This window comes from Mycobacterium sp. OTB74 (genome assembly GCF_029892685.1).
Taxonomy (GTDB): Bacteria; Actinomycetota; Actinomycetes; order Mycobacteriales; family Mycobacteriaceae; genus Mycobacterium.
The window spans coordinates 122,429-141,781 of record NZ_JARXVD010000005.1 but is presented as its reverse complement, the minus strand read 5'-3'; the positions used below and the strand labels follow the sequence as shown (position 1 = coordinate 141,781).

The 19,353-nt window shown below is 62.8% G+C and carries 17 protein-coding genes; 8 read left to right on the top strand and 9 right to left on the bottom strand.

What is annotated here, in order from left to right; translation table 11 throughout:
- Positions 1 to 280 precede the first annotated feature (280 nt).
- From M2432_RS09990 to rpmH, 9 genes are all read right to left on the bottom strand, one after another.
- Positions 281 to 1,042, bottom strand: coding sequence for an acetyltransferase (locus M2432_RS09990; protein WP_280826636.1), 762 nt, complete (start codon positions 1,040 to 1,042; stop codon positions 281 to 283).
- A 283-nt stretch (positions 1,043 to 1,325) separates the two neighbouring features.
- Positions 1,326 to 2,339: a ParB/RepB/Spo0J family partition protein gene (locus tag M2432_RS09985; protein WP_280826635.1), complete on the bottom strand. Its 1,014-nt coding sequence runs from the start codon at positions 2,337 to 2,339 to the stop codon at positions 1,326 to 1,328.
- A 2-nt stretch (positions 2,340 to 2,341) separates the two neighbouring features.
- Entirely contained in the window at positions 2,342 to 3,271 is a 930-nt protein-coding gene (locus M2432_RS09980; protein ID WP_280826723.1) for a ParA family protein, read from the bottom strand.
- A 47-nt stretch (positions 3,272 to 3,318) separates the two neighbouring features.
- A complete protein-coding gene (rsmG, locus tag M2432_RS09975; RefSeq protein ID WP_280826634.1) occupies positions 3,319 to 4,011 on the bottom strand; it encodes a 16S rRNA (guanine(527)-N(7))-methyltransferase RsmG in 693 nt (230 codons plus the stop codon).
- Between the two features lie 58 nt (positions 4,012 to 4,069).
- A complete protein-coding gene (locus tag M2432_RS09970; protein WP_280826633.1) occupies positions 4,070 to 4,594 on the bottom strand; it encodes a R3H domain-containing nucleic acid-binding protein in 525 nt (174 codons plus the stop codon).
- Positions 4,595 to 4,655: 61 nt separating this feature from the next.
- Entirely contained in the window at positions 4,656 to 5,699 is a 1,044-nt protein-coding gene (yidC, locus tag M2432_RS09965) for a membrane protein insertase YidC (protein WP_280826632.1), read from the bottom strand.
- Entirely contained in the window at positions 5,689 to 5,964 is a 276-nt protein-coding gene (gene yidD / locus M2432_RS09960) for a membrane protein insertion efficiency factor YidD (RefSeq protein WP_280826631.1), read from the bottom strand. The genes yidC and yidD overlap by 11 nt, the downstream gene beginning before the upstream one ends.
- Complete coding sequence (gene rnpA / locus M2432_RS09955) at positions 5,961 to 6,359, bottom strand: ribonuclease P protein component (RefSeq protein ID WP_280826630.1); 399 nt, start codon at positions 6,357 to 6,359, stop codon at positions 5,961 to 5,963. Before rnpA ends, yidD begins: the two co-directional genes overlap by 4 nt.
- Before the next feature lie 21 nt (positions 6,360 to 6,380).
- Positions 6,381 to 6,524 carry a 50S ribosomal protein L34 gene (rpmH, locus tag M2432_RS09950; protein WP_073695092.1) on the bottom strand — a complete coding sequence of 48 codons (144 nt, stop codon included), beginning with the start codon at positions 6,522 to 6,524 and terminating at the stop codon, positions 6,381 to 6,383.
- Between the two features lie 569 nt (positions 6,525 to 7,093).
- On the opposite strand from rpmH, the gene dnaA reads away from it, so the two are divergent.
- The 8 genes from dnaA (at position 7,094) to gyrA (ending at position 19,345) form a co-directional block, all read left to right on the top strand.
- The gene (dnaA, locus tag M2432_RS09945; protein WP_280826629.1) at positions 7,094 to 8,554 is read left to right on the top strand and encodes a chromosomal replication initiator protein DnaA; all 1,461 of its coding nucleotides are present in this window, start codon (positions 7,094 to 7,096) and stop codon (positions 8,552 to 8,554) included.
- 626 nt (positions 8,555 to 9,180) lie between these two features.
- Positions 9,181 to 10,371 (top strand): DNA polymerase III subunit beta, encoded by a 1,191-nt coding sequence (gene dnaN / locus M2432_RS09940; protein ID WP_280826628.1) that lies wholly within the window; start codon positions 9,181 to 9,183, stop codon positions 10,369 to 10,371.
- Between the two features lie 29 nt (positions 10,372 to 10,400).
- Positions 10,401 to 11,294: a phosphogluconate dehydrogenase (NAD(+)-dependent, decarboxylating) gene (gene gnd / locus M2432_RS09935; RefSeq protein ID WP_280826627.1), complete on the top strand. Its 894-nt coding sequence runs from the start codon at positions 10,401 to 10,403 to the stop codon at positions 11,292 to 11,294.
- Entirely contained in the window at positions 11,295 to 12,455 is a 1,161-nt protein-coding gene (gene recF / locus M2432_RS09930; RefSeq protein WP_280826626.1) for a DNA replication/repair protein RecF, read from the top strand.
- Entirely contained in the window at positions 12,452 to 13,018 is a 567-nt protein-coding gene (locus M2432_RS09925; protein ID WP_280826625.1) for a DUF721 family protein, read from the top strand. Before recF ends, M2432_RS09925 begins: the two co-directional genes overlap by 4 nt.
- A gap of 196 nt (positions 13,019 to 13,214) precedes the next feature.
- Positions 13,215 to 15,242 (top strand): DNA topoisomerase (ATP-hydrolyzing) subunit B, encoded by a 2,028-nt coding sequence (gene gyrB, locus M2432_RS09920; protein ID WP_280826624.1) that lies wholly within the window; start codon positions 13,215 to 13,217, stop codon positions 15,240 to 15,242.
- A 13-nt stretch (positions 15,243 to 15,255) separates the two neighbouring features.
- Positions 15,256 to 15,519, top strand: a complete 264-nt coding sequence (locus M2432_RS09915; RefSeq protein ID WP_280826623.1) for a putative quinol monooxygenase — start codon at positions 15,256 to 15,258, stop codon at positions 15,517 to 15,519.
- A 67-nt stretch (positions 15,520 to 15,586) separates the two neighbouring features.
- Positions 15,587 to 19,345, top strand: coding sequence for an intein-containing DNA gyrase subunit A (gyrA, locus tag M2432_RS09910; protein WP_280826622.1), 3,759 nt, complete (start codon positions 15,587 to 15,589; stop codon positions 19,343 to 19,345).
- Positions 19,346 to 19,353: the final 8 nt, after the last annotated feature.

Below are 19,353 nucleotides of genomic sequence, written 5' to 3'. Positions count from 1 at the left end.
GCCTTTCGGCGTTCTGAGTCACCTCAAGCTTAGGAGTCCGCTGCGCGACGCCGCCGTGCTCTGTACTGGCTATTGGTCCCCTCCCCCGACGGACGCCGCTACAGCCGGGCCTATGCGGCCGTGGTCCATTACGCGGGCTTTAACTAGCAGACCCTTGATCCACGCGCCTTACCGCAGCCCCGCTCCCCCGTCACACTGATAAGCGCCGGCCATGTTCCACGTGAAACAACGCACTCAGTCCGACGCGCGCGACAGCGACTCCGCCGTCAGACCACGCGAACTACTCAGCGGATTCAGGGGCGCACAGCGTTGGGCTGGCCACTGCCCCAACTGCCTGCTTCAGCGGGGTGCTCTCCAGCAGCCGCTCCAGTGCTGCCTCGACGCCGGCCTTCCAGCCCAGACCCTGCTCCAACTCCAGTCGCAGCCGAGGGAAATAACGGTGTGACGCAACAACCTTGAATCCATTATCGGTCAGGAAGTCAGCGTCGATCACACACCGTTCCGCCGCGCAGTCGCCGACTGTTTCCACCACGGCGGCCAACTCAGGATCCAACGACCTCAGGTCGGTCAGCTCCGCTACCTCACGCGTGCACCCAAAGGCTTCCAGCGCGCGCACTCCGCGTCGGACCAGATCCGCTACTACTGCAGCGATCAGACCCCGCGGCAAGGTATCGGCATGCTCGGCAGACTCCACCCCGATCGTCGTCAACAGAACCGCATCAGGACTCACCGGGCCGGTGGGAAATCGTTGTGCACGAGGAACGGCTCGTGGAGGAGCGTAGAACACGTAGCCCAGGCACGGGTCCTCGGCACCTACGGGTGGATCGATGCTGTCCGGGTCGCAGGCCATCGCGATCTGGCCGCACGATCCCCACTCCAGCATGACCATGGACAGCCACGCTTCTTTCTCAAATTCGGGATCCGCCAGATGTTCGTTGCCGCCCAAGACCGACGGATCGACTTCCCAGAACACGCAGCGGCGAGCGTGCTTGGGGAGCTGCTCGAACGATTCGAGCCGCAGCGGCGTGATTCGTGACGTCACAAGACTCCCGTCGACTGCCCTTCTGAAATGGGCTGCCCTCCCAGGATAGGAGAATGCTGCGGCGTCGGCCCGCTTTCGCTCGGCCAATCACGGGCGCTCTGGTGGGCTGATCGATCCCGTCGACATCTGATGCTCCGCTGTTGGCGCACCGGTCTTCTCCTCAACAGGCAACGTTAACCATTGATTCGGCTGCCGTCACAGTGACGGAACGGTGCTGTGTCCTTGGATCAGCTCCTTCAGCACCAATTCACCGCATTTTGGCGGCCGGTTTGGTTCGCTCTGGTCAGCTTTCCGAGGTCTTCATCAATTCGACGATTCGTTGCAGATCGTCGACCGAACCGAACTCCACCACGATCTTGCCCTTACGCTTCCCGAGGCTCACGGTCACCTTGGTGTCGAATGTGGTCGACAACTGCTCGGCCACATCCTGCAATCCAGGCATCTGGATCGGCTTGCGCTTGGGCGCCGGAGCCGGCTTGTCGCCTTCCCGGTTCGCCAGCGTGACGGCTTCCTCCGTGGCGCGGACCGACAGGCCCTCCGCGACGATGCGCGCCGCGAGCTCTTCCTGCTTCTCCGGCCCGCCCTCGAGCGCGAGTAGCGCCCGGGCGTGGCCCGCAGACAGCACGCCCGCAGCGACTCGGCGCTGGACCGCGATGGGCAACTTCAGCAGCCGGATCATGTTGGTGATCACCGGCCGCGACCGACCGATGCGCGTCGCCAGTTCATCGTGAGTGACGTTGAATTCCTCCAGCAGCTGCTGGTACGCCGACGCCTCTTCCAACGGGTTGAGCTGCACTCGATGGATGTTCTCCAGCAGCGCGTCGCGCAGCATGCTGTCGTCGGCGGTCTCTCTGACAATCGCCGGGATAGTGGCCAGGCCGGCTTCTTGCGAAGCACGCCACCGCCGCTCCCCCATGATCAGCTGGTAGCGATGTGGTCCCGACGGCTGTGGGATCTCGCGCACCACGATCGGCTGCATCAGGCCGAACTCACGGATCGAATGCACCAGCTCGGCAAGCGCTTCGTTGTCAAAGACCTGGCGCGGCTGGCGTGGGTTCGGTTCAATAGCCGACGGCTCGATCTCGCGATACACCGCGCCGACAACGTCCACCCCGTCTGGGACCGCCGCTATCGGTGCGGGAGAGATAGGCGCAATCGGAGCCCCGCCGATGACGACGTCGGCCGCAGCCGAGCCCATCCGCAGCGAGATGTTCTGCTGTTCATCCTCCGGACCACCGGTCGGAATAAGCGCCGCCAGCCCCCGGCCAAGTCCACTGCGCTTGCGTGGCTGCGTCATCGTTACGTCCTCACTCCCCGCTGGCCCCGATGGGCAAGTTCCTTGCTGGCATCCAAGTAGCTCATGGCACCACGTGATCCCGGGTCGTAATCCAGAATGGTCATGCCGTATCCCGGAGCCTCGGAAACCTTGACGCTTCGCGGGATGACAGTGCGCAGAACCTTATCGCCGAAGTGTTCTCGGACATCAGCTGCCACCTGGTCGGCCAGTTTGGTTCGGCCGTCGTACATGGTCAGGACGACGGTAGTGACGTCCAGTTGCGGATTGAGGTGCGCCTTGACCATCTCGATGTTGCGGAGCAGCTGTCCCACGCCCTCCAGGGCGTAGTACTCGCACTGGATTGGGATAAGGACCTCTGGAGCGGCGACAAGCGCGTTGATGGTCAGCAGCCCCAGCGACGGTGGGCAGTCGATGAAGACGTAGTCGAAATTGTGGTCGCGAAGGGTTGCGAGCGCATTCCGCAACCGAGTTTCACGTGCCACCATGCTGACGAGTTCGATCTCCGCACCGGCGAGGTCGATGGTGGCCGGCACACAGAACAGCCGCTCGTTGTGCGGGCTGCGCTGCACCGCGGACTCCAAGGTGATCTCACCGATCAACACCTCATACGAGGACGCCGTCCCGGGGCGGTGTTCGATGCCCAGCGCCGTGCTTGCGTTGCCCTGCGGATCGAGGTCGATGACCAGAACATTGAGTCCCTGTAGCGCCAGAGCCGCGGCCACATTCACCGCCGTCGTAGTCTTACCCACGCCGCCCTTCTGGTTGGCGATGGTGAGCACCCGCTGATGATCTGGCCGCGGCAACTGCCGACCCTTGGCGTTGTGGAGGAGACGGACTGCGCGCTCGGCCTCGGCGCCAATCGGAGTGTCCATTGTCGGAGTCTGCCACGTTTCACGTGAAACATTGCTCTGACTCACGGGTGTGGTCGGCATGGCCGGAGCACCCACACCTGGTATCTCATTCCCTGAATCGGGCTGATTCATCGTCTGCTCCTGACCGGTCGATTGGTCCCCATGCGTTTCGCTCCGCGCGTCGCCACGACCACGGTTGCGGGCGGAGTCAAATAGTTCACGCCACATTTCACCACCCTTACATCGACCGCACCGAGTGAGTTGAGAACGCGCCGATGCTCCACGATTTCATCGCTGGCGCGCTCGCCCTTCAGGGCCAACATGCGTCCGCCTTCGCGAAGCAGAGGCAGGCTCCATTTGGTCAGCTTGTCCAAAGAAGCGACCGCCCGGGACGTCACGACATCCAGCTCCCCCACGGCAGCCTTGACGGGTTTGTCCTCCGCGCGCCCGCGGAGGACCGTCACATCGAGACCCAACTCGGATACCACTTCGCGAAGAAAGTCCGCGCGGCGGAGCAACGGCTCTATCAACACCACCCGTACTTCGGGCCTCGCCAACGCCACCGGGATTCCGGGCAGACCGGCGCCGCTGCCGACATCACCTACCCGCTCGCCGTCGGACACCAATTCGGCGATGGCGGCACTGTTGAGGATGTGGCGTTCCCAAAGCCGACTCAGCTCTGACGGACCCATCAACCCGCGCTCAATCCCCGGGCCGGCGAGCATCTCGGCGTATCGCTCAGCCAGCTCCAGTCTGTCCCCAAACACAGCGGCGGCGGTGTCCGGAGGGGACGGTGCTTTGTCATGTTTCACGTGAAACATCCTCCGCACTCCCCGCCGGCACACCGCCGACGAACCACATCGATGTAATTTATTGAGCTCAATCGGGTAGAACGACGACGCGGCGGGACGGCTCCACGCCTTCGCTCTCGCTGTGCACACCATCTACCGCTGCCACCGCGTCGTGCACGATCTTGCGCTCGAACGGAGTCATGGGCGACAGCTCCTCGCGCTGTCCGGACTGCGCCACGCGCTCGGCCACCTGCTTGCCCAACGCCGCGAGCTCATCGCGACGCTGCCGCCGCCACCGCGCAATATCAAGCATCAGCCGGCTGCGCTCACCGGTCTTCTGATGCACTGCCAAACGGGTCAGTTCTTGGAGGGCGTCAAGCACCTCGCCCTTGCGGCCAACCAGCTTGCTCAGGTCGGCGCCACCATCAATGCTTACGACTGCGCGGTCGCCTTCAACGTCCAGATCGATGTCGCCATCAAAGTCGAGCAGGTCGAGCAGCTCCTCCAGGTAGTCGCCGGCGATCTCGCCCTCGGCAACCAACCGTTCCTCCAGATCGTCCGTACGCGATGCGGTCTGGTCCTCGGCGTCCGGCCGAGTATCCGTGTCTGTCATATCTGTGCCTTCTCCCTCTTGCACCGGTCGTGGCTCGGATCGTTACCCGAGTCGGTTCCGGTCAACGTTTCTTCTTGGGGCGTGCGCCCGGTGCCGGCTTGGAACTCGCGTTGGAATTCGGCTCGGCGGCGCTGTCGGCGCCCGACTCGCCTGCCGCGTCCGGTCCTGCCGCAACCGCCGATGCAGACTTCTTGGCCCGGTTGGGTTTGGCCCCTGGCGCGGGCGCATTCGCCGCTCGACGTTCCAAAGCCTCTTGCTTGGCCTTCTCTTCTTCTTTCTCGATCCGGCCGAACACCACGTGCTGCTGGCCGTACGTCCAGATGTTGTTGGACACCCAGTACACCAGGATGGCGATCGGAAGGAACGGGCCGCCGAGGACGACGCCGAGCGGGAACACATACAGCGCCAGCTTGTTCATCATCTGGGTCTGTGGGTTCTGCTGCGCCTCGACGCTCTGCCGTGCCACGGACGCCCGGCTGTTCATATGAGTGGCGAAGCCTGCGATCAACATCAACGGAATCGCCACGACAACCACGGCAAAGCGATCGAAATGCGCGAACGCATCCAGGCCCTTGGTCTGAATCATGGTGGCACCCAGCGGAGCCCCGAACAGGTTGGCGTCCAGGAAGTGGCCCACGTCGGTCGCGCTGAAGAAATAGTTACCCAGTCCGCGGTTCTCCGCCGTCGACAGCTGGGGCTGACCAAAACCGCCCTGTGTGCGGTTGAACGACCTCAAAACGTGGTACAGGCCCAGGAACACCGGAACTTGCGCCAGCATCGGCAGACAGCCCAGCAGCGGGTTGAAACCGTGCTCGCTCTGCAGCTTCTGCATCTCCAGAGCCAGCCGCTGCCGGTCCTTGCCGTACTTCTTCTGAAGTTCTTTGATCTGCGGCTGTAGTTCCTGCATCTGACGCGTGGTCTCGATCTGCCGGACGAACGGCCGGTACAGAATCGCGCGCAGGCTGAACACCAGGAACATCACCGACAGTCCCCAGGCGAAGAAGTTCGTCTCACCCAAGAGCAAGGCAAATGCCTTGTACCAGAGCCACATGATGCCTGAGACCGGGTAGTAGATGTAGTCCAGGCTGAACCAGTTAAATGACAAGCGAATCGCTCCTTGACTGCGCGGTATCGTCCGCGGACCGTCGTTCGGGGACGGGATCCCAGCCCCCACGATGCCAGGGGGCACACTTGGCCAGCCGCACTACTGTCAGCCAGCTGCCGTACAGCAGCCCATGTTCGGTGAGGGCCTCGACAGCGTACTGACTGCAGGTCGGGGTGAAACGGCACGTCGGCGGCCGCAGCGGCGACATGGTGTGCCGGTAAAGCTCGATCAGAAAAATCAGAACGCGTGTGACAGGACCGCTCATCTGCGGGATCCTGTGTTCGGGGATTTCATTCGGATCTCGGCGAGTGCGTCACGCAGCTCAGCCTGTAACCGGGTGGTCGGTGCAGCACCGCTTTTCGGCAATGCCCGGATGACGATTCGCTCTCCGTCGTGCAGATCCGCCAGTAGGTCGCGGCACGCATGACGCAGCTGCCTCGACACCCGGTGTCGCACCACGGCATTACCTACAGACTTACCCACGATCAGACCGACGCGCGGTGCGCCAGGACTGTCGGAGGGCACTGCCCCCAAGAGGTCAGAAGCAACTCCGGCATCCAATGCATGGAGCACCAGATCTGGTTGAGCCGCACGCACACCCCGGCTGACTGTGACTCCAAAGTCTGTCGAGCGCGTCATCCGGTTTCGAGCCGGAAGCAATGTGCTAAATCCTGCGCCGGATCACGCAGTCAGCGAACGACGGCCCTTGCCACGACGCGCCGACACGATGGCACGACCCGCGCGGGTCCGCATGCGCAGCCGGAACCCATGAACACGGGCACGACGGCGGTTGTTCGGCTGAAAGGTCCGCTTGCCCTTGGCCACGGCTGTATCTCCTCAACTATGTGACGCCCGCACCTCCCACCAACATGAACCTGTCATGCCGGTGGGCACGGTCGTCGCTGGTAAGTTCGCGCATCTTGCTTGCTAGCCGGCGCGGTACCGATAGATGTTCGTGGCAGAACATCCGCGGTCGCAGCCGTATCGCCACGTGTGGGCGACTGTACGAGGGTACTTGAGCGGATTTCCCTGGGTCAAACCTCGCCGTCGCCCGTTACCCCATCGTCACTGTTGCGCTAATCACTGCGTGGCAAGCCGACACGCCCAAAAACCTCGAACGAATGTGACCGAACGGTTGGCACGGCTTCAAAAAACTTGTTAGCTTCTGCCAAGGCCGTTCATCAAGCACCACCTGACAACCCAACCAGAGAGGTCCCGACGCCACAGCTCACAGAACTACCTGTGATCAGCCAACAGCGCGCGGGCCATCTGCATGCAAGCGACAACACGACGACATTCTCCTGCTTTGTCCACAGTCTGTGGATAACTATGTGGACAGATTGTCGTCGTTTTATTGAACCGTCATTCAGGCGGTATCGAGGGGGTACGCCGCAGTGACTGCAGACCCCACCCCCACCTTCACCGAGATCTGGAACAGCGTCGTCGCCGAACTCAACGGCGATCTCACCGGCAGCACCGCCTTGACCGGCCAACAACGCGCCTGGTTGCGAATGGTCCAGCCGCTCGTCCTCACCGAAGGTTTCGCGTTGCTCTCGGTGCCCACGCAGTTCGTCCAGAACGAGATCGAACGGCACCTGCGGGAGCCGATCATCACCGCTCTGAGCCACCACCTCGGCCAGCGCGTCGATCTCGGGGTCCGCATCGCCGCACCCGAGTCTGAGCCGACCGAAGCCCCCGAGCCGGTCGGCACCCCGATGCCCGCCGCCGAGCCGGACGACTTCGACGAAGAATCCGAAGCGATGGCCAGCGCAGAAGAGTCCTGGCCCCGGTACTTCAACCGGCCGAGCAATCAAGAATCGACCGACGTCAGCCTCAACCGGCGCTACACGTTCGAGTCATTCGTCATCGGAGCTTCCAACCGGTTCGCCCACGCAGCCACCCTGGCCATCGCCGAAGCTCCGGCCCGCGCGTACAACCCCCTGTTCATCTGGGGTGAATCGGGCTTGGGCAAGACACATCTGCTGCATGCCGCCGGCAACTACGCACAGAAGCTGTTTCCTGGCATGCGAGTGAAGTATGTCTCAACCGAGGAATTCACCAACGACTTCATCAACTCGCTCCGCGACGACCGCAAGGCGTCGTTCAAGCGCAGTTACCGTGACATCGACGTGCTGCTGGTGGACGACATCCAGTTCATCGAGGGCAAGGAAGGTATTCAGGAAGAGTTCTTCCATACCTTCAACACCCTGCACAACGCCAACAAGCAAATCGTCATCTCGTCGGACCGGCCGCCCAAACAGCTTGCGACGCTGGAAGATCGGCTTCGAACCCGGTTCGAGTGGGGCCTGATCACTGACGTTCAGCCGCCTGAGCTGGAAACCCGCATCGCCATTCTGCGCAAGAAGGCGCAGATGGACCGACTCGATGTTCCCGACGATGTCCTCGAACTCATCGCCAGCCGAATCGATCGCAACATCCGCGAGCTCGAAGGTGCCTTGATCCGGGTCACGGCTTTTGCCTCGCTCAACAAGACCATGATCGACAAGTCGCTGGCCGAAATCGTGCTGCGCGACCTGATCGCCGACGCCAGCACCACACAGATCAGCATCGCCACGATCATGGCCGCCACCGCCGAGTACTTCGAGACCACCGTCGAGGAGCTACGCGGCCCGGGCAAGACCCGCGCCGTCGCGCTGTCCCGCCAGATCGCGATGTACCTCTGCCGCGAGCTCACCGACATGTCCCTGCCCAAGATCGGCCAGGCCTTCGAGCGCGATCACACCACGGTGATGTACGCAGAGAAAAAGATCCGCAAAGAAATGGCTTCCCGCCGTGAGGTTTTCGACAACGTCAAAGAACTGACCACCCGTATCCGCCAGCGTTCCAAGCGCTGATCTGTCACCAACACGCACCCACTAACCGACCCGGGCCCATCAGGGGTCCGGGTCTTTCTCATGGGGTCGATGCCCGTCCGATCCGGCGTCCAGAAAATCTCAAACGACCCGGATCTGCGGCCACAATCCGGCCACGGATCGAGTTCCGAACCGAAAAAACTTTGGCATCAACCGCACCTTTCGCCCCATAAACGGATGTGGACTGGGCTGTGGACAACTTGGGACCAACCGGTGAACAGCACGCGGATCCGTCCACACCCCGCTGTTACTCCACAATTGGCGGTTACCGGCTCACTGTAAATCCACAGTCTGCTCACAGCCATGGGACGCGCTCTACCAGCGAGAGCAGGCCTCCATCCACAACCTGCACAGGACCTAATACTGATACCTATAGATCTCTCTAGATCTCCTTCTAAAAGCAGGGTCTTGGGGAAAGCACAACTCCCGGCCGGATCCACGGCAATCCGTGCTGAACGTGCACTGCTGTCGTTTAGCTTTCAACTTCTGTCCGGACGCTCTACGGTGTTGTTCGAAAGCCGGACTCCAACTCGGTGCCGCGAAAGCACACAGCGCCTGAGTGTCGGATTCCGCAGACATGCGTGGTGGGGTAACAGCGAAGGGACGCTATGGACGTGGCGACGACAGCGGGTCTAACCGATTTGAAGTTCCGTCTGGTTCGGGAAGACTTCGCAGACGCCGTGGCGTGGGTGGCTCGCATCCTGCCGTCCCGGCCGTTGAACCCAGTGCTGGCCGGTGTGCTGCTGACCGGCTCCGATGACGGTCTGACCATCTCGGGATACGACTACGAAGTGTCCGCCGAAGTCCGGGTTGCAGCTGAAATCTCTTCTCCCGGAAGTGTTTTGGTATCCGGAAAACTGCTTTCGGACATCACCAGGGCGTTGCCGGCCAAGCCCGTCGAGCTCAGCGTCGAAGGCACTCGGGTGCTGCTCAGCTGCGGCAGTGCCAAGTTCTCATTGCCGACCATGGCGGTCGAGGATTACCCGGCGTTGCCCGCGTTGCCCGACGAGACCGGTGTTGTTCCGGCTGATGTGTTCTCCGAGGCCATCGGCCAGGTGGCAGTGGCAGCCGGGCGTGACGACACGCTCCCGATGCTGACCGGCGTGCGGGTCGAGATCTCCGGCGAGAAGGTCGTTTTGGCCGCCACCGACCGGTTCCGGTTGGCTGTGCGCGAGCTCACGTGGAATTCCGCGGTTCCGGATCTCGAGGCTGCCGTGCTGGTACCCGCCAAAACCCTGGCCGAATCAGCGAAATCCGGTTCCGACGGCACCGAGGTGCACCTGTCCCTGGGCGCAGGCCAGGCCGTGGGTAAGGACGGCATGCTGGGCATTCGAAGCAACGGCAAGCGCACCACGACGCGCCTGCTGGATGCCGAATTCCCTAAGTTCCGCCAGCTGCTGCCCGCCGAGCACACCGCGGCGGCCACCATCGGGGTGGCCGAGCTGACCGAGGCCATCAAACGTGTGGCCCTGGTTGCCGATCGCGGAGCCCAGGTGCGCATGGAATTCGCCGACGATGTGCTGCGACTGGCCGCCGGTGCCGACGATGTCGGTCGAGCCGAAGAAGACCTGCAGGTCGAGTTCTACGGTGAACCGCTGACCATCGCATTCAACCCGACCTACCTGACCGACGGACTCGGTTCATTGCACGCCGACCGGGTCACCTTCGGATTCACCACCCCGAGCCGACCCGCAGTGCTGCGGCCGGCAGTCGACGGCCAGTACGCCGGTTCCGGGCCATTCCCGGCCGGGGCCACCGACTACGTGTACTTGCTGATGCCGGTGCGATTGCCCGGCTGACTCAGATCAGAACCGGGAGAGGGGCGCTCATGCAGTTGGGGTTGATCGGCTTGGGCAAGATGGGCTTCAACATGCGCGAACGGCTGCGCGCCGGTGGCCATAAGGTCATCGGGTACGACCCGCGGCCGGAAGTCACCGACGTACCGTCGTTGCAGGCTTTGGCTGACAGTCTCGCCGCGCCGCGCGTGGTGTGGGTCATGGTGCCTTCGGGTGAGATCACTCATGACACCATCGTCGATCTGGCCAAAGTGCTGTCGTCAGGCGATCTGGTGATCGACGGTGGAAATTCGCGCTACACGGAAGACGGTCCGCACGCAAAGTTGTTGGGAGATAAGGGAATTGGCTTTATCGACGCTGGGGTTTCGGGTGGTGTCTGGGGTCTGACTGAGGGCTATGGGCTGATGGTCGGCGGTTCCGACGAGGACGTTGCGCGGGCGATGCCGATTTTCGACACGTTGCGACCCGAAGGTGAACTCGCTGACGGCTACGTTCATGCCGGACCGGTCGGAGCCGGACATTTCGCCAAGATGGTGCACAATGGCGTCGAATATGCGCTGATGACCGCCTACGGCGAGGGCTACGAAATGCTCGCCGCCGAAGACCTGATCACCAATCCTCAAGCGGTGTACCAGGCCTGGACCAATGGCACGGTAGTGCGCTCGTGGCTGCAGCAACTGCTGGCCAAAGCGCTGAAGGAAGATCCCAAGCTTGCCCAGATCAGCGGCTACACCGAGGATTCCGGTGAAGGCCGTTGGACGGTCGAGGAGGCAATTCGGCTTCGGGTTCCGGTACCGAGCATCGCGGCGTCGTTGTTCGCCCGGTTCTTGTCCCGGCAGGAGGATTCTCCGACTATGAAAGCTGTTGCCGCACTGCGGAATCAGTTCGGTGGCCACGCCGTGCAGAGGGTCAGTAAGTCAGGCTAGGTGTACATCCGACGTATCGGGCTGACCGACTTCCGGTCCTGGCAGCGCCTGGAGCTGGAATTACAGCCGGGCCGTACCGTGCTGATCGGTCAGAACGGGTTCGGCAAGACCAATGTCATTGAGGCCCTGTGGTATACGGCCACCTTAGGCTCACACCGCGTAGCCTCGGATGCACCGCTGATCCGGACCGGACAAGACCGCGCAGTCATCTCGACCATTGTGGTCAATGATGGTCGTGAACTTGCGGTCGATCTGGACATCACTGCAGGTCGGGCCAACAAGGCGCGGTTGAACCGCTCCCCCGTCCGCTCGGCTAGGGAGATCCTCGGTGCCTTACGGGCGGTGCTCTTCGCGCCCGAGGACTTGTCGTTGGTCCGCGGCGACCCCAGCGAGCGCCGCCGCTACCTCGATGAGCTGGCCAGTATCCGTCGACCGAGGTTGGCGGGGGTGCGTGCGGACTACGAAAAAGTGGTCCGGCAACGGACAGCACTGTTGAAATCGGCTGCGGGCAACCGTTTTCGCGGTGACGCCAGCACACTGGAAACCCTCGACGTCTGGGATGGTCACCTGGCCGGCCACGGTGCGCAGCTGATCGCGGCGCGGGTCGCGTTGATGAATGATCTGCAGTCTGAGTTTGTGGGCGCCTACCAGCTCTTGGCACCGGCATCGCGGCCAGCTTCGGCCCGCTACCGCAGTTCGGTGTCGGAGGTGGAAGAGCAGGCTGCAGCCGGCTCGACGGACGCGGCGGTGTATGAGGAGATGTTGTTGGCGGAATTGACCCGCCGTCGGTCTGCAGAATTGGAACGCGGGGTTTGCCTGGTGGGGCCGCACCGGGACGACCTGGAACTGCGCCTTGGTGACCAACCCACCAAAGGCTTCGCCAGCCACGGGGAATCGTGGTCGACGGCTTTGGCGTTGCGGCTGGGCTCGTACGAACTGTTGAAGGCCGACGGCACCGATCCGGTGTTACTACTTGATGACGTGTTTGCAGAACTTGATTCGGCGCGTCGCCGCGCGCTGGCCGACGTGGCACAATCAGCGGAGCAAGTGCTCGTCACCGCGGCGGTGCCGGACGATGTTCCGTCGGGCTGGGACGGCACCCGGATCAATGTCACGATGCAGGATTACGACGGCGGACGGATTTCGGTGGTGGACAGTTGACCGAGGACGCGGACGAAAACCAAAAAGCCTTTCCGCCACCACATCTGGCGCATCTGAAGGGTATGGATCTGGTTCGCCGGACGCTCGAGGAAGCGCGCGGCGCAGCGCGCAGCCAGGGTAAGGACGTCGGCCGGGGCCGCAATACGCCGGTCCCCCGCGGCCGGGGTCGCGGTGGCCGCAGAACGTGGTCTGGCCCGGGGCCGGATCGCCGTGATCCGCAACTGCTGGGCTCGGCCACCATGGATCTGGCCCGCACCCGGGGATGGTCCGGCCGCATGGCCAAGGGGTCCGTGTTTGGGCAGTGGCCTGTAGTGGTCGGTGACCAGATCGCCGATCACGCGGCGCCGGTATCGCTGCGCGACGGCATCCTGACCATCACCGCCGAGTCGACCGCCTGGGCTACCCAGTTGCGGATGGTGCAGGCGCAGGTGTTGGCCAAAATCGCCGCCGCAGTGGGGGACGGTGTCGTCACATCGCTCAGAATTCAGGGCCCCGCCGGACCGTCGTGGCGCAAGGGACCCCGGCATGTCGCCGGGCGCGGGCCCCGCGACACCTACGGCTGAGCGCGCCGACACGTCCAACTTGATGGCTCCGGAGCGTCCGGACGCGAGCTGACCCGAAAAATTGCGCGCACGGCGCGGACAGGTAGGTCAAAACTACGTCAGAGCGACGGTCCGGCCCGTCTCTACCGGTAGACTCGTCACGGATCTAAGCGCGGTGTTCTCACCGCCCCCGCGAACCCAAGGAGACGCGTCCGACGTGGCTGCCCAAAAAAAGAACGCTCCCAGCGAGTACGGCGCCGATGCGATCAAGGTCCTCGAAGGTCTGGAAGCGGTTCGCAAACGTCCGGGCATGTATATCGGTTCCACTGGCGAACGAGGTTTGCACCACCTGATCTGGGAAGTCGTCGACAACGCGGTCGATGAGGCCATGGCCGGCTTCGCGACCAAGGTGGATGTGCGGATTCTGGAGGACGGCGGCGTTCAAGTCACCGACGACGGCCGCGGTATCCCGGTCGCAATGCATGCCACAGGGGTACCGACCGTCGACGTCGTCATGACAGTGCTGCACGCCGGCGGGAAGTTCGAAGAGGGCGCCTACCAGGTGTCCGGAGGTCTGCACGGCGTGGGTGTGTCGGTGGTTAACGCGCTGTCTAGCCGGCTGGAGGCGGACATCTGCCGCGACGGCTATGAGTGGTTCCAGACGTACGACAAGTCGGTGCCGGGAACGCTCCGTCAGGGTGACAAAACGAAGAAGACCGGTTCGACCATCCGGTTCTGGGCCGACCCGAACATCTTCGAGACCACGGTCTACGACTTCGAGACCATCGCCCGGCGCTTGCAGGAGATGGCCTTCCTGAACAAAGGCCTGACCATCGAACTCACCGATGAACGGGTGGCGGACAACGCGGTGGTCGACGAGGTGGTTGGCGATACCGCCGAAGCCCCTAAGACCGCAGACGAAAAGGCGGCCGAAGCGTCGGCTCCGCACAAGGTCAAGCACCGCACCTTCCACTACCCCGACGGTCTGGTCGATTTCGTCAAACACATCAACCGCACCAAAAACCCTATTCAGCAGAGCATCATCGATTTTGGCGGCAAGGGCGTCGGCCACGAGGTCGAGATCGCGATGCAGTGGAACGCCGGATACTCCGAGTCGGTGCACACGTTCGCCAACACCATCAACACCCATGAGGGCGGTACGCACGAAGAAGGTTTCCGGGCGGCGCTGACCTCTGTGGTCAACAAGTACGCGCGAGACAAGAAGCTGCTCAAGGAAAAAGAAGCGAATCTCACCGGTGATGACATCCGGGAGGGTCTGGCCGCCGTCGTCTCGGTGAAGGTGGGCCAGCCCCAGTTTGAGGGGCAGACCAAGACCAAATTGGGTAACACCGAGGTCAAGTCGTTTGTGCAGAAAATCTGCAACGAGCAGCTGACCCACTGGTTCGAGGCCAACCCGGCCGAAGCCAAAACGGTGGTGAACAAAGCCGTTTCCTCGGCGCAGGCCCGGGTGGCGGCACGTAAGGCACGAGAGTTGGTGCGGCGCAAGAGCGCAACCGACATCGGCGGCCTGCCTGGCAAGCTGGCCGACTGCCGGTCCACCGACCCGACCAAGTCGGAACTGTATGTGGTGGAGGGTGATTCGGCCGGCGGCTCGGCCAAGAGTGGCCGCGACTCGATGTTCCAGGCGATCCTGCCGTTGCGCGGCAAGATCATCAACGTCGAGAAGGCCCGGATCGACCGAGTGCTAAAGAACACCGAAGTCCAGGCCATCATCACCGCGCTGGGCACCGGTATCCACGACGAGTTCGACATCTCCAAGCTGCGGTACCACAAGATCGTGTTGATGGCCGACGCCGACGTCGACGGCCAGCACATCTCCACGCTGCTGCTCACGCTGTTGTTCCGCTTCATGAAGCCACTGGTGGAAAACGGCCACATCTTCCTGGCCCAACCGCCGCTGTACAAGCTGAAATGGCAACGCAGCGAACCAGAATTCGCCTACTCCGACCGGGAACGTGACGGTCTTCTGGAAGCCGGCAAGAAGGCCGGCAAGCGAATCAACACCGACGACGGCATCCAGCGCTACAAGGGTCTGGGTGAGATGGACGCCAAGGAACTGTGGGAGACCACCATGGATCCGACGGTTCGCGTGCTGCGGCAGGTCACTCTCGACGACGCCGCCGCGGCGGACGAGTTGTTCTCCATCCTGATGGGCGAGGACGTCGAGGCACGCCGCAGCTTCATCACACGGAACGCCAAAGACGTTCGGTTCCTTGATGTTTAGCCGGGAGGGCTGAGTGCACACGGCGTTCATCCGGGTCAAGGTGGCACCGGAGACGGCTGATCAGGCGGCCGCGGCCATGCGCAAGCTGGTCCAGCCGACATTGGCTGAACCGGGCTGCATCACCTACGATGACCCGGCGTTGTTCCACTGTTTCGAGCACTGGGACTCCCGAGAGGCGATGGATCTGCATGGCACGACCGCGCACGTGGCCACGTTCCTCTCCGAGATGGGCCCGCTGATCGAGAAGTGGGAATACAACCACACCGCGGCACTGTGATTCCGGGCGAGAGCACCGACCACCAAAAGACGATGTTTAACGTGAAACAATCCGCAGAAGGAATTCGATGACCGACACCCTGCCCCCAGAAGGCGACCGCATCGAACCGGTCGACATCCAGCAGGAGATGCAGCGCAGCTACATCGACTACGCCATGAGCGTCATCGTCGGTCGCGCCCTGCCGGAGGTCCGTGACGGCCTCAAGCCGGTGCACCGGCGGGTGCTGTACGCGATGTACGACTCGGGCTTCCGACCGGACCGTTCTCACGCGAAATCGGCTCGCTCCGTTGCCGAAACGATGGGTAACTACCACCCGCACGGTGACGCCTCGATCTACGACACCCTGGTGCGCATGGCCCAGCCGTGGTCGCTGCGCTACCCGTTGGTCGACGGTCAGGGCAACTTCGGCTCCCCAGGTAATGACCCCGCCGCGGCCATGCGTTATTGCGTTACCGGTGACGCGCTGGTTCGACTGCCGATGGGATATTCGGTCCGCATCGCCGACGTCGTACCGGGCGCTCGTCCTAATACGGACACCGTCATCGACTTGAAAGTCGTTGGACGGCACGGCGATCTTGTTGCAGCCAATCGCCTGTTCCACTCCGGCGACCACGAGACGTTCACCGTTCGAACTTCAGAGGGCTACACGGTCACCGGAACAGCGAATCATCCGCTGCTCTGCTTGGTCGATGTGGCCGGCGTCCCGACGCTGTTGTGGAAGCTGATCGAGGAAATCCGCCCGGGTGATCGGGTAGCGATGCAGCGCACTCCCGCAACCGAGTTCGGTCCCGCTGACTGGTTCGAGACGCTTGAGGCGCTGCTGCTGGGTGCTTTGATCAGCGAAGGGTTCGTGTCCGAGTCCAGGGCGGGTTTCAACAACCTGGACCGCGACTTCTTCGAAACGGTGGTGGCTGCTTACGACGCGGTCGTCGGTGGTCAGAGATATCTGAGTGAGCGCGTGATTCGTTCGGGCTCAACTCTTCTCGAACTCGATGTGCAGAACCTGGAAGCGTTGCGCAACAGCCGCCTCGGCTGCCTTGTTGGTCAGCGGTCGGCGGACAAATCGGTGCCGCAGTGGCTCTGGCAATCGCCGATCATGGTCAAGCGCGCGTTCCTGCAGGCATTGTTCGAAGGGGACGGATCATGCTCGGCATTGCTGCGCAACACCGTTCAGCTTTCGTACTCGACCCGCAGCTCCCAATTGGCCCACGACGTCCAGCAGATGTTGCTGGAATTCGGTGTGGTGTCACGCCGCTACCTGCACGCCACCGGCGAACACAAGGTCGTCGTCACCAACCGCACACATGCTGAGCTCTTTGCGTCTCAGATCGGTTTTGGCGGGGTGAAACAGCGGAAACTGCAGGATCTCCTTGCCGAGTTGCCCGCTCGTCCAGCAGGTCTGGACAAGGATCACGTGCCAGGGCTGGCCCGATTGATCCGAGAACACAGTGGCAGCGAGGGTGCTGATCGCGCATGGTTGGAGCGGCACAACGTCGATCGTCTGTCGCGCTGGCAGCGGGACCGTGCCGAAATTCTGGGTCGTATCGCCGACCCGGATGTGCGGGCGATTGCTTCTGATCTGACCGACGGCCGCTTCTACTACGCAGAGGTTGAATCCGTCACCGACGCCGGTGTCCAACCGGTCTACAGCCTTCGCGTCGATACCGATGACCACTCATTCGTTACGAATGGCTTCGTCAGTCACAACACCGAGGCTCGGCTCACTCCCCTGGCCATGGAGATGCTCCGCGAAATCGACGAAGAGACAGTCGATTTCATCCCGAACTACGACGGCCGCGTGCAGGAACCCACGGTTCTGCCCAGCCGGTTCCCCAACCTGCTGGCCAATGGCTCGGGCGGTATCGCCGTCGGTATGGCCACCAACATCCCGCCACACAACCTCCGCGAGTTGGCTGAGGCTGTGTACTGGTGCCTGGAAAATCACGAGGCTGACGAAGAGAGCACCCTCGAGGCCGTGATGGAACGGGTGAAGGGACCCGACTTCCCCACCCACGGTCTGATCGTCGGGACCCAGGGTATCTCGGATGCCTACAAGACCGGCCGCGGCTCGATCCGCATGCGCGGTGTCGTGGAGATCGAGGAAGACACCAAAGGCCGTACCTCCCTTGTGATTACGGAGTTGCCATACCAGGTCAACCACGACAACTTCATCACCTCGATCGCTGAGCAGGTACGCGACGGCAAGATCGCCGGCATCTCGAACATCGAGGACCAGTCCAGCGACCGCGTGGGTCTGCGCATCGTCGTCGACCTCAAGCGCGACGCCGTCGCCAAGGTTGTGGTCAACAACCTCTACAAGCACACCCAGCTGCAGACCAGCTTTGGCGCCAACATGCTGTCCATCGTCGACGGTGTGCCACGCACCTTGCGCCTCGATCAGATGATCAGGCTGTACGTGGCCCATCAACTCGATGTGATCGTCCGGCGCACCCGCTACCGGCTGCGTAAGGCGAACGAGCGCGCGCACATCTTGCGCGGCCTGGTCAAAGCCCTTGACGCCCTTGATGAAGTCATCGCGTTGATCCGGGCCTCGGCCAACGCCGACGTCGCGCGCAGCGGCTTGATGGAGTTGCTCGACGTCGACGAAATCCAGGCGCAGGCCATCCTGGACATGCAGCTACGCCGTCTGGCCGCTCTGGAACGCCAGCGCATCATCGACGATCTGGCCAAGATCGAAGCCGAGATCGCCGACCTCGAGGACATCCTGGCCAAACCCGAGCGCCAGCGCGCCATCGTGCGCGATGAGCTCAAGGAGATCGCCGACAAGTACGGCGACGACCGTCGCACCCGGATCATCGCCGCCGACGGCGACGTCACCGACGAAGACCTTATCCAGCGCGAGGACGTCGTGGTGACCATCACCGAGACCGGGTATGCCAAGCGGACCAAGACCGACCTGTACCGCAGTCAGAAGCGCGGTGGCAAGGGTGTGCAGGGAGCCGGCCTCAAGCAGGACGACATCGTCAACCACTTCTTCGTGTGCTCGACGCACGACTGGATCCTGTTCTTCACCACGCAGGGCCGGGTATACCGGGCCAAGGCCTACGACTTGCCCGAGGCTTCGCGTACGGCGCGCGGCCAGCACGTGGCGAATCTGCTGGCTTTCCAGCCGGAGGAACGCATTGCCCAGGTCATCCAGATCAAGAGTTACGAGGACGCGCCATACCTGGTGCTGGCTACCCGCAACGGCCTGGTGAAGAAGTCCAAGCTGGTCGACTTCGACTCCAACCGGTCCGGCGGCATCGTCGCGATCAACCTGCGTGACGGTGACGAACTGGTCGGCGCGGTGCTCTGCTCGGCCGAGGACGACCTGCTGCTGGTGTCCGCCAACGGCCAGTCGATCAGGTTCTCGGCCACCGATGAGGCGCTGAGGCCGATGGGCCGCGCGACCTCCGGTGTGCAGGGCATGCGGTTCAACGAGGACGACAGGCTGCTCTCGCTCAACGTCGTGGAAGCGGACACCTACCTGTTGGTCGCGACGGCGGGTGGTTACGCCAAGCGGACGGCAATCGACGAGTACACGGCGCAGGGCCGCGGCGGAAAGGGCATCCTGACGATCCAGTACGACCCGAAGCGTGGCAGTCTGGTTGGAGCGTTGATCGTCGATGACGAGACCGAGCTGTACGCCATTACTTCGGGCGGTGGTGTCATCCGGACCGCGGCACGTCAGGTGCGCAAGGCCGGACGGCAGACCAAGGGTGTGAGGTTGATGAACCTGGGTGAGGGCGACACACTGATTGCCGTCGCGCGCAACGCGGAAGAGACTGATGCCAGCGACGACGGCCCCGAGACCGACGGGGCATAGTACGACCG

Bases quoted from the DNA above. Each gene is read 5' to 3' on its own strand.
- M2432_RS09985 (WP_280826635.1), bottom strand. From the start codon at position 2,339: ATGACGCAGCCACGCAAGCGCAGTGGACTTGGCCGGGGGCTGGCGGCG.
- yidD (WP_280826631.1), bottom strand. From the start codon at position 5,964: ATGAGCGGTCCTGTCACACGCGTTCTGATTTTTCTGATCGAGCTTTAC.
- gnd (WP_280826627.1), top strand. From the start codon at position 10,401: ATGCAGTTGGGGTTGATCGGCTTGGGCAAGATGGGCTTCAACATGCGC.
- M2432_RS09980 (WP_280826723.1), bottom strand. From the start codon at position 3,271: ATGCCGACCACACCCGTGAGTCAGAGCAATGTTTCACGTGAAACGTGG.
- rsmG (WP_280826634.1), bottom strand. From the start codon at position 4,011: ATGTTTCACGTGAAACATGACAAAGCACCGTCCCCTCCGGACACCGCC.
- gyrA (WP_280826622.1), top strand. From the start codon at position 15,587: ATGACCGACACCCTGCCCCCAGAAGGCGACCGCATCGAACCGGTCGAC.
- M2432_RS09970 (WP_280826633.1), bottom strand. From the start codon at position 4,594: ATGACAGACACGGATACTCGGCCGGACGCCGAGGACCAGACCGCATCG.
- dnaN (WP_280826628.1), top strand. From the start codon at position 9,181: ATGGACGTGGCGACGACAGCGGGTCTAACCGATTTGAAGTTCCGTCTG.